Genomic DNA, 9,366 nt, shown 5'->3' with positions numbered 1-9,366 from the left:
CAGGGGGGGAGCGGCAGGCCAGCCACCAGGGCGAGGGCTAGGGGAGCGATCCGGCGGAAGAGGTAGGTCATGGCGCGCCGGTTCATGACCTGCTAAGCGCTCCCATGCAAGGCGCGGGTGGCGGGACCGCGCAAAAGACCTGTGTGCTTGGAGGAAGTTGACGTGTTGAATATCTCGATCCGCCGCGTGGTGGCCATCTCGCGCAGGATCATGAAAACGGCCGTCCGGGCGCTGGCGCTCGGACTCCTCATCGCCAGCCCCGCCCGGGCCGATTTCTCGGAAGGATACAAGTTCCTCGAGGCCGTGAAGAAGAAAGACGGCGACAAGGTCGAGAAGGCGGTCATGGCATCGTCGCAGATCATCAATTCCAAGGACGTGACCACCGGCGAGACCGCGCTGCTCATCGTCACCGCCCGGCGCGACCTGACTTGGCTCACCTACCTCATCGCCAAGGGCGCCAACGTCAACGCCGCCGACGACCGGGGCCGCACGCCGCTGGAACTCGCGGTGAACCTGGGCTGGCGCGAGGGCGCGACGCTGCTGCTGGAGCAGAAGGCATCGCCCGATCCCTCGAACGACGCGGGCGAGACGCCGCTGATCTTCGCGGTCCACCGCAAGGACGCGAACATGATGAAGGCGCTGCTGGAAGCGGGCGCCAATCCCGACCGCGCCGACAATTCCGGCCGCAGCGCGCGCGATTACGCGAAGATCGAAGGCGGCGGCCAGAATCTCAGCACGACCATCGACACTTACGCGAAGAAGAACCTCAAGGCGGCCAAGCCGGTCTACGGGCCGACGTTCTGATGAGCGCTCCCGCCGATGCCGCGACGCTGGACGATCTGCGCCGCCTGCTGGCCCCGGCCATCGCCGATGCCGCGGTGTTCGACGGCTGGACCGCGCAGGCGGTCGAGCAGGCGGCCGCAGCCACCGGCACCGACCCCGCGCTTGCCGCCTTCGCCTTCCGCGACGGACCGATGGCGATGGTTTCGGCGTGGATCGACCATGTCGACGCCACGATGACGCAGGACGTCGGGGGCGAGGCGCTGTCGAACATGAAGATCCGCGAGCGTATCCGCCGCCTGGTCTGGGCGCGCCTCGATGCCGTCGCCGGCCGCGAGGAGGCGCTGACGCGCGCGCTTTCGATCATGGCGATGCCGCAGAACCTCGCCGCCTCGACGAAGCTCGGCTGGCGCAGCGCGGACGCCATGTGGCGCCTCGCAGGGGACACCGCGACGGACTACAATCACTACACCAAGCGGGCGATCCTGGGCGGTATCTACGCTGCCACGCTCCACGTCTTCGCGCGCGACAAGACCGAGGGCAAGGCCGAGACGAGCGCCTTCCTCGATCGCCGGATCGACGGCATCATGCGCTTCGAGAAGGCCAAGGCGCAGCTCCTGCGCACGCCCGACGAGCGTTTCAGCATGAGCCGTTTGCTTGGGCGCCTGCGCTACCCCGCTCGCTGACCTCTCAAGGCCGGCCGACTTCCAGCATCTGCTCCGGCCCGTGGTCTTCCTTCGGGCCGCCGAGCACGTTTTTCCAGAAGTGGACGATGTTCTCGGCGTTCACGCCCCAGCTGAAACGGCTGACGTGTTCGGCGACATCGGCCTGGCTGGGCGGGGCCGCGAGGATGTCCTCGACCGCCGATGCGATCGCCTCGGGCGTGCGGGCGGCAATGCGGCCCGCGCTCTCGTCGCTGACGATCTCGCGCGCCCCGCCGATGTCGGGAATGACGATGGGCGTGCCGCAGGCCAGTCCCTCGATCCACACGTTGGCGAGCCCTTCGCTCGCCGAGGGCAGAACCAGCACGTCGGCGGCACACATGACGTGGGGCAGCAGTTCGTGGTCGATCAGGCCAAGGAAATGGACCCGGTCCTCGACGCCGAGGCGCTTCGCCATGGCTTTGAGCCGAGCCTCGTCCTCGCCCGCGCCGGCCAGCGCCAGGCGCGCTTCGGGCAGGCGGGTCAGCGCTTCGATCACCAGCCCCTGGCCCTTGCGCGGGATCAGCGCGCCGGGCGTCACCAGCAGCGGGCCCTCCGACCAGATCTGCAGGTTAGGCATGGCGGAAACCAGCGCACGCGCGGCGCCGCGCTCGATCGGGTGGAACTTCTCCCGGTCGAGCCCGGTGTAGTGGATCTGGATGCGATCGGCGGGCATGCCCAGCGCGATCATGTCCTCGCGCAGCGCCTCGCTGACGGCGAGGAGGCCCGCCGCCTGATTGGCCGCCTCGCGCATCTGCTCGAGCGCGCGGGGGCGCTGGCCCCAGAAGTGGATGTCCGCCCCGCGTGACTTGATGGTCAGCGGCAGGCCCAGTTCGCGCGCGATGATCGCGGCGGCAGGGCCGTCGGGGAAGAAGAACTGCGCATCGACGAGATCGAACGGCTTTTCGGCGTGGAGACGGCGCACCAGCGGGAGGACGGCATGGGCGATGCGCCCGGGGTTCGTGTCGCCGCCCACTTTCGGGAACAGAGTGAACTTGGGGTAGTGGACGCACAGGCCCACCACGTCGCTGACCTCTGGGATCGCTTTCAGCCGCGAATAAGGCTCGCGCATCGACAGCGGCCACAGCGGCACGCCGATCGGGCTGACCATCGTCAGCTGCACCTCTCCCCGTGCGACCACGGCCCGCATCTGGTTGCCGACGAAGACGCCGAACGACGGTTTAACCGGGTTCGGAAACAGCGTCGCGATCGAGAGGATGTGCAAAGGGCGCCCCCGCCTTGGAGTTTCAGGTCCTCAGAGTTTCCGGACCAGCATTTCCGCAACAGCCAGCCATGCGGGTTGTTCCACCTTGACCTGGCCTTGGCCGGTGGTCGGAGGCAGGAGCCCGACGGCTTCCCCAGGGGCATCGATAAGGCGGCCGAAAGCGAAATGCCCGGCGCCGTGCGCCACGAGCACGTCGCGGTTCATCAGGCGCGGGGCCTCCTGTGGCGAGAACTGGCGCAGCCAGACCTGGTCGCCCATGCGGTATTCGCCGCCAGACGTTTCGACCGCGAGCACGACCCAGGGCTGTTCGGCGGAAAGCGCGTTGGGGAGCACCGCCTCGATCGGCTTGCGCAGAGCTTCCGGTCCGCGGTCGCCCAGCGTGGCGACGAGCATGGCGGGCTCGTTGCCTTCGCTGCGCAGCAGGGTTTCGGGCTCGACGCCGAGCGCGGCGGCAATCCGGTTCATCCAGATCAGCGAGAGATTGCGCATTCCGGTCTCGAGGCGGCCGATGGTCTGCGCGGTCGTCGCCGGATTGCAGGCGGCTGCGACGTCGGCCAGCGTCAGGCCTTTCTGCAAGCGGATGTCGCGAATGCGGTTGATCATGGTTGGCTCCCGAACCGATCTGGTTTTTGCGCTTTCCTACAAGTACGCCTGTTTGGCAAGCCTCCACGCAGTCCCATCAAAAGGAGGAACGCAATGAAGCAGGTACTTGTGGAGCGTGAGCTGACCGAAGCGGGCCCTGCGCGCGGGCGGCCGCGCGGTCCGGGCGCGGCGCGAAGGGTCCGCAGCGTGAGCGTGAATCTCGCTGAATCGCCGCTAACCTGGCTCCATTCGCGCGGCCACCTGACCGACCTTCAGTTCGCAGCAGGCGAGCAGCTTCGCGCCGACTGGGAGCGCGCCCAGCTCGCCCCGGGCGTCACCATGCGGTGGGACCCGGTGCGCGTATCGGGCGGCGGCAATGCGGGGCTGACCCCGGGTGAGCGCCAGCTGGCTGCGCGCGCCCGCTTCGACGGCGCGATCGAGGCAGCGGGACCCGGCCTTTCCGACGTGCTGTGGCGCGTCGCCTGCGCGGGAGAAGCGTTGCCGATGGCGGAAAAGGCGCTCGGCTGGCCGGTGCGCAGCGGCAAGCTCGTGCTCGGCCTCGCACTCGACCGGGTGGCGCAGTCCTACCGGATACCGGGCGCGGAGGAAGGGCCGGTGCCTTCCTCCAGGACAGTGTAAACCGTGTAAACCTGTGTCGCCTTGCGCGCGAAGGGGATCAGCCCTCGACCTGTTCGGCAAGTTCCAGCCAGCGCTCCTCGGCCGCGTCCTTGTCGGCGCGGGACTTGGCGATGGCGCCGGTCAGGGCGGCGAACTTCGCCGGATCGCGGGTATAGAGCGCGGGGTCGGACAGCGCCTTCTCGTCGCGGACGATCGCGGCTTCGAGTTCCTCGATGCGCTTGGGGAGCAGCTCGTAATCGCGCTGGTCCTTGTACGAGAGCTTGGCCTTCTTCGCGGGCATCGGCGGCGGCGGGGCGGCTTCGGCCTTTTTCTTGGCCGAGCCCGCGGTGCGTTCGCGGCGCTTGGCCTCCCAGTCGGCATAGCCGCCCGCGATCACGTCGATGTGCCCCGACCCGTCGAGGCCGAGCGTGACGTTGACGGTGCGGTCGAGGAAGTCGCGGTCGTGGCTGACGATCAGGACGGTGCCCTGGTAGTCGGCGATGACTTCCTGCAGCAGGTCGAGCGTTTCGAGGTCGAGGTCGTTGGTGGGCTCGTCGAGCACCAGCAGGTTCGAGGTCTTCGCGAATTCACGGGCGAACAGCAGGCGCGAACGCTCGCCGCCGGACAGCGTGCCGACCTTGGCCTCGACAAGATTGGGGTCGAACAGGAAGTCCTTGAGATAGCCCTGGATGTGCTTCCTCACGCCGACGACGTCGATCCAGTCGCCGCCTTCCGCCAGCACGTCGCGGATGCGCAGTTCGGGGCTCATCCGGCTGCGCTGCTGGTCGATCACGGTGGCGTCGAGCGTGGCGGCCAGCTTGATCTGCCCTTCGTCGGGCTGCATCTCGCCGGTCAGGATCTTGAGCAGCGTGGTCTTGCCGGAGCCGTTGGCACCGACCAGGCCGATGCGGTCGCCGCGCTGGATGCGCAGGTTGAAGTCCTTGATGACGGTGCGGTCTCCGAAGCGCTTGGTGACGTGCTCGGCAACGATGACCGACTTGGTCTTGCTGTCGTCCGCCACCACGGCGAGCTTGGCGGACCCTTGCGGGCCCATCATCGAGGCACGCTCCGCCCGCATCTCCCACAGCTTGGCGAGGCGGCCCTGGTTGCGCTTGCGGCGGGCGGTGACACCGCGTTCGAGCCAGTGCGCCTCGATCTTGAGCTTGGCGTCGAGCTTCTGCGCGGCGCGCTCCTCCTCGGCGTAGACTTCGTTTTCCCACGCCTCGTAGCCGCCGAAGCCGATGTCCTTGCGGCGCATCCCGCCTCGGTCGAGCCACAACGTCGCGTTGGTCAGCCGGGTCAGGAAGGTGCGGTCGTGGCTGATGACCACGAAGGCGCCGTTGTAGCGCTGGAGCCAGGATTCCAGCCAGTCGATCGCGGCGAGGTCGAGATGGTTGGTCGGCTCGTCGAGCAGCAGCAGGTCAGGTTCGGAAGCGAGGGCACGGCAGAGCGCGGCCCGGCGGCGTTCACCGCCCGATGCGCTGCTGGCGTCGCGCGACAGGTCGATGCCGAGCTGGTCGGCGATCGATTCGACCTCGTGGCGCGGCGGTGCACCCGGCTCGTGGATCGCGAAGTCGAGCAGGGTGTCGTAGCCGGTGAAGAACGGGTCCTGCTCCAGCGTCACCACGCGGGTCCCCGGCTGGACCGAGCGCGTGCCCTTGTCGGCATCGACCGTGCCGGCGATGAGCTTGAGCAGCGTCGTCTTGCCCGCGCCGTTGCGCCCGATCAGGGCCAGCCGGTCGCGCGGTCCGATGTTGATGTCGAGGTCCTGGAAGAGCCAGCCGTTGCCCTGGATGAGGCCGAGGCCCTCCCAGCTGAGAATTGGTGCTAGTGCCATGGGCGCGCCCTACAGGCGGGGGAGGGGTAAGGGCAAGCGGCTTGGCCATTCGGAGAGCCGAACCTTTCCGCCGGCTTCCCGCCACATTCAGGACTTGTTCAACGCTTCGGAATTAGGCACCGATACCGTGATGAAATGGTTTTCCCTTCCGCTCGCCGCTCTGGCAGTGCTTCCCGTCCTGACGATCAGCTTGCCCGCCCATGCCGAGAACGGCGGCGACCAGGGCGAGGCGCGCAAGGAACACAGGGCGGGCAACATCCTGTCTATCCGCCAGATCGAGCAGATCGTCTTGCCCCGGATGGCGGGAAAGCAGTACCTCGGCCCGGATTACGACCCCGCGGCAATGGCTTACCGGCTGAAGTTCATCCAGAACGGCAAAGTCTATTTCGTCGACGTCGATGCCCGGACCGGGCGCATCATCGGTCAAAGCCGATAAGGTTCAACCCGCCGCTCTCCGGGAACCTCGGGGGTTTCCATTGCTTGACCCCCGCAGGCTTTCGCCCCATTTCAGCCTGGTTCATATAGGGAGGACCTTAAATTGCGCATCCTGATCGTCGAGGATGAGCCCACCCTGGGCAACCAGCTCAAGACCACTCTGGAGCAGAACGGCTATGCCGTGGATCTCTCCACTGATGGCGAGGATGGGCACTTCCTCGGCTCGACCGAAGATTATGACGCTGTGATCCTCGACCTTGGCCTGCCTGAGATCGACGGGCTGACCGTGCTCGGCATGTGGCGCCGCGAGGGCCGCACGTTTCCCGTGCTCGTGCTCACCGCCCGCGACAGCTGGTCCGACAAGGTCGCCGGGCTCGATGCCGGCGCCGACGACTATCTCGCCAAGCCCTTCCAGACCGAGGAACTGATCGCACGCCTGCGCGCGCTGATCCGGCGTGCCTCGGGCAATACGTCCAGCGAACTGACCGCCGGCGGCGTTCGTCTCGATACTCGCTCGGGCCGCGTCACGCTGGCCGGTGAGCCGGTCAAGCTGACCGCGCAGGAGTACAAGCTGCTGTCCTACCTCATGCACCACAAGGGCAAGGTGGTCAGCCGCACCGAACTGATCGAGCATATCTACGATCAGGATTTCGACCGCGATTCGAACACGATCGAGGTCTTCGTCACGCGCATCCGCAAGAAGCTGGGTGCCGATGTCATCACGACGATCCGCGGCCTTGGCTACAGTCTCGACGATCCCGCCGAACCCGGCCGCGGCTGAGCCCGCCACCTCCGTGAACGCGCCGGCGGCCCGGCCGGCTTCGACCGGCTCGCTGGCGCGGCGCATGATGCTGATCGCGGCGGGATGGATATCGTTCCTCCTGCTCGCGGGAGGGCTTGCGCTCGACCATACCGTCACCGGCATCGTCACGCGCAATTTCGACGAGCAACTCGGCTACGTGCTGACAGGCATGATCGGCTCAGCCGAGATCGGCCCGGACGGCGAGGTGTTCTTCATCCGCCCTCTGGGGGACCAGCGGTTCCTCGAGCCCAATTCCGGCCTCTATTACCAGATTCGCGCCAAGGGGCACGAGGACTGGCCTTCGCGCTCGCTGTGGGACCGTAGCCTGGACGTGCCCGAAGGCCATTTCGACGCCCAGCCTCATATCTACGACAGCGACCAGTTTGCGGGTGAGCCGCTGCGCGTGCTCGAACGCTCGATCATCCTGCCGGGCAGCAACGCGCACTGGATGTTCACGGTCGCCGCCAGCCGCCGCGATCTCAACGACCAGATCAAGATGATCCGCTCGATCCTCGTCTACAGCTTCATCGCGTTGGGCGTCGGCCTGTTGCTGATGGCGGGAATGCAGACCTGGTACGGCCTGTTCCCGCTGCGCCACGTCCGCCGCGCCATCCAGAAGCTGCGGACGACCGGCGCCTCGCGCGTCACCGATCCGCTGCCGCGCGAGGTCGAGCCGCTGGTCGACGAACTCAACATGCTGCTCGCCCACACCGAGCGGCAGGCGGAGGAGGCGCGGACGCATGCCGGCAATCTCGCCCATGCGCTGAAGACCCCGCTGACCGTCGTGATGAACGCCGCGACCGCCAAGGCGCCCGACCTTGCCGACACCGTCATCCGCGAGGCGGCGGTGATGCGCCGGCAGGTCGACCACCATCTCGCCCGGGCGAGGGCGGTCGGGCGCCGCGCCGTGGGCATGTCGCGCGCCGAGGTCTGGCCAAGCCTCGAGGCGGTGCTGCGGGCGGTCGAGCGGCTCTACCCGCAGGCCCGCTTCGACCTCGACGGTAACCGCGAGGTGACCGTCGCGGTCGAGAAGCAGGACCTCGAGGAAATCCTCGGCAACCTGATCGAGAACTCGGCCAAGTACGGCGGCGGCAGCGTCTTCGTGACCGTCGATGCCGGTTCGGACCCGCGTTTCTGCGAAATCTGGATCGAGGACGACGGGCTAGGAATTCCCGAGGCCGAGCGCATCCGCATCTTCGATCGCGGCGCCCGGCTCGACACCGGCAAGCCCGGCACCGGCCTCGGTCTTGCCATCGTGCGCGATGTGGTCGAAATCTACGGAGGCACCGTCCAGCTCGACGAAAGCGAGGACCTGGGCGGCCTGCTGGTCAAGCTGAGGTTGCCGCGCATAGCCGCTTGAGGCTAAGCCGGGACGACACCAATTCGGGGGTAACCGCATATCACGCGGTTGCCGTCCGCGCCGATCATGCTCATTTGCGGCGCTTTGCACACCCAGGAGTTTCCATGTCCAAGCCCATCAACGTCCCCCTGACCTCGGACGAGATCGAAATGCTCGTCGACGCGCTCGAGGTCGACCTGGAAGGCTATCTCGAATCCGCCAAGGAAGCGCGCGGCAACGGCAACCGCGAGGACGTGAAGACCTTCACCGAGGCAGCCACCCGCATCCAGACGCTCATGGCGCGCCTGCAGGACTTCGTGGAGGAGTGAACTCCCGAGCCTCCCCGGGCGTGTCCGGGGAGGAAACCGCCTACGCCTCGTTCTTCGCCCGTTCGTGGTGGCGGATCACTTCGTCGATGATGAAGCGGATGAACTTCTCGCCGAAGTCGGGATCGAGGTGGGCGTCTTCCGCCAGCGCGCGCAGGCGGGCGATCTGGCGCTCCTCGCGGCCCGGATCGGAGGCGGGGAGGCTGGTTTTCGCCTTGTACTCGCCCACGGCCTTGGTGATCCGGAAGCGCTCGGCGAGCATGTGGATCAGGGCTGCGTCGATGTTGTCGATGCTCGCGCGGAAACCGGCGAGCACGGGATCGGATGCCGGGGTCTGAGCAGAAGTGGGCTGGGTCATGGGCCCGCCCGCTAGCACGGCTGCGCGGCCTCTTCCAGTCGGCTCGATCCAACGCTTCGTGGCAATTGCTCTTGCGTTGCAAGCGGCTTGCCCCCAAACGCGGGCCGATGAGTGCAGATGTCGTCGCCCTGCGTTCCCGCAGGCCCCAGCCTTCCCTTGCTCCCATGCTGGCGCTTACCGCTGCCGGTATGAACAGCGTCAACGCGGTCATTCTCGACCGCATGCAGAGCGAAATTCCGCTGATCCCGGCGCTGGCCGGTCACCTCATCTCGGGTGGCGGCAAGCGCATGCGCCCGATGCTGATGGTCGCCGCGGCAGAGCTGTGCGGGTATCAAGGCAACCGCCACCACCGGCTGGGGGGGG

Annotated in this window: 11 protein-coding genes and 1 pseudogene; 8 read left to right on the top strand and 4 right to left on the bottom strand. The window is 67.3% G+C overall.

What is annotated here, in order from left to right:
- Positions 1–162 precede the first annotated feature (162 nt).
- Both PMI02_RS15500 and PMI02_RS15495 read left to right on the top strand, forming a co-directional pair.
- On the top strand, positions 163–804 hold the full coding sequence (locus tag PMI02_RS15500; RefSeq protein WP_007684495.1) for an ankyrin repeat domain-containing protein: 642 nt from the start codon (positions 163–165) through the stop codon (positions 802–804).
- Positions 804–1,466: a COQ9 family protein gene (locus PMI02_RS15495; RefSeq protein WP_007684494.1), complete on the top strand. Its 663-nt coding sequence runs from the start codon at positions 804–806 to the stop codon at positions 1,464–1,466. The genes PMI02_RS15500 and PMI02_RS15495 overlap by 1 nt, the downstream gene beginning before the upstream one ends.
- Before the next feature lie 4 nt (positions 1,467–1,470).
- Here PMI02_RS15495 and PMI02_RS15490 read toward each other — a convergent pair whose 3' ends face one another.
- Positions 1,471–2,706 (bottom strand): glycosyltransferase, encoded by a 1,236-nt coding sequence (locus tag PMI02_RS15490; protein ID WP_007684493.1) that lies wholly within the window; start codon positions 2,704–2,706, stop codon positions 1,471–1,473.
- 30 nt (positions 2,707–2,736) lie between these two features.
- A complete protein-coding gene (locus tag PMI02_RS15485; RefSeq protein WP_007684492.1) occupies positions 2,737–3,309 on the bottom strand; it encodes a helix-turn-helix domain-containing protein in 573 nt (190 codons plus the stop codon).
- Between the two features lie 93 nt (positions 3,310–3,402).
- Between PMI02_RS15485 and PMI02_RS15480 the strand changes: the two genes are divergently transcribed.
- A complete protein-coding gene (locus tag PMI02_RS15480) occupies positions 3,403–3,927 on the top strand; it encodes a DUF6456 domain-containing protein (RefSeq protein ID WP_007684490.1) in 525 nt (174 codons plus the stop codon).
- Between the two features lie 37 nt (positions 3,928–3,964).
- Here PMI02_RS15480 and PMI02_RS15475 read toward each other — a convergent pair whose 3' ends face one another.
- Positions 3,965–5,743, bottom strand: coding sequence for an ABC-F family ATP-binding cassette domain-containing protein (locus tag PMI02_RS15475; RefSeq protein WP_007684489.1), 1,779 nt, complete (start codon positions 5,741–5,743; stop codon positions 3,965–3,967).
- A 130-nt stretch (positions 5,744–5,873) separates the two neighbouring features.
- Here PMI02_RS15475 and PMI02_RS15470 point away from each other — a divergent pair, with 130 nt between their 5' ends.
- The 4 genes from PMI02_RS15470 to PMI02_RS15455 all read left to right on the top strand — a co-directional run bounded on the left by PMI02_RS15470 (position 5,874) and on the right by PMI02_RS15455 (position 8,648).
- Positions 5,874–6,179 carry a PepSY domain-containing protein gene (locus PMI02_RS15470; RefSeq protein ID WP_007684488.1) on the top strand — a complete coding sequence of 102 codons (306 nt, stop codon included), beginning with the start codon at positions 5,874–5,876 and terminating at the stop codon, positions 6,177–6,179.
- A gap of 102 nt (positions 6,180–6,281) precedes the next feature.
- A complete protein-coding gene (locus PMI02_RS15465) occupies positions 6,282–6,959 on the top strand; it encodes a response regulator transcription factor (RefSeq protein ID WP_007684487.1) in 678 nt (225 codons plus the stop codon).
- Positions 6,960–7,023: 64 nt separating this feature from the next.
- On the top strand, positions 7,024–8,340 hold the full coding sequence (locus PMI02_RS15460; RefSeq protein ID WP_238539087.1) for a sensor histidine kinase KdpD: 1,317 nt from the start codon (positions 7,024–7,026) through the stop codon (positions 8,338–8,340).
- Positions 8,341–8,444: 104 nt separating this feature from the next.
- Positions 8,445–8,648, top strand: a complete 204-nt coding sequence (locus tag PMI02_RS15455) for a hypothetical protein (protein WP_007684481.1) — start codon at positions 8,445–8,447, stop codon at positions 8,646–8,648.
- Between the two features lie 40 nt (positions 8,649–8,688).
- Here PMI02_RS15455 and PMI02_RS15450 read toward each other — a convergent pair whose 3' ends face one another.
- Positions 8,689–9,003, bottom strand: coding sequence for a chorismate mutase (locus tag PMI02_RS15450; protein ID WP_036504108.1), 315 nt, complete (start codon positions 9,001–9,003; stop codon positions 8,689–8,691).
- Between the two features lie 107 nt (positions 9,004–9,110).
- Between PMI02_RS15450 and PMI02_RS15445 the strand changes: the two are divergent.
- Positions 9,111–9,366: pseudogene (locus PMI02_RS15445) on the top strand (polyprenyl synthetase family protein); the annotation flags it as partial.

The organism is Novosphingobium sp. AP12, from assembly GCF_000281975.1.
In the GTDB taxonomy this organism is placed as follows: domain Bacteria; phylum Pseudomonadota; class Alphaproteobacteria; order Sphingomonadales; family Sphingomonadaceae; genus Novosphingobium.
This window is presented reverse-complemented; position numbering and strand designations above follow the sequence as displayed.

Bases quoted from the DNA above. Each gene is read 5' to 3' on its own strand.
- PMI02_RS15495 (WP_007684494.1), top strand. From the start codon at position 804: ATGAGCGCTCCCGCCGATGCCGCGACGCTGGACGATCTGCGCCGCCTG.
- PMI02_RS15485 (WP_007684492.1), bottom strand. From the start codon at position 3,309: ATGATCAACCGCATTCGCGACATCCGCTTGCAGAAAGGCCTGACGCTG.
- PMI02_RS15480 (WP_007684490.1), top strand. From the start codon at position 3,403: ATGAAGCAGGTACTTGTGGAGCGTGAGCTGACCGAAGCGGGCCCTGCG.
- PMI02_RS15475 (WP_007684489.1), bottom strand. From the start codon at position 5,743: ATGGCACTAGCACCAATTCTCAGCTGGGAGGGCCTCGGCCTCATCCAG.
- PMI02_RS15470 (WP_007684488.1), top strand. From the start codon at position 5,874: ATGAAATGGTTTTCCCTTCCGCTCGCCGCTCTGGCAGTGCTTCCCGTC.
- PMI02_RS15460 (WP_238539087.1), top strand. From the start codon at position 7,024: ATGATGCTGATCGCGGCGGGATGGATATCGTTCCTCCTGCTCGCGGGA.
- PMI02_RS15455 (WP_007684481.1), top strand. From the start codon at position 8,445: ATGTCCAAGCCCATCAACGTCCCCCTGACCTCGGACGAGATCGAAATG.
- PMI02_RS15450 (WP_036504108.1), bottom strand. From the start codon at position 9,003: ATGACCCAGCCCACTTCTGCTCAGACCCCGGCATCCGATCCCGTGCTC.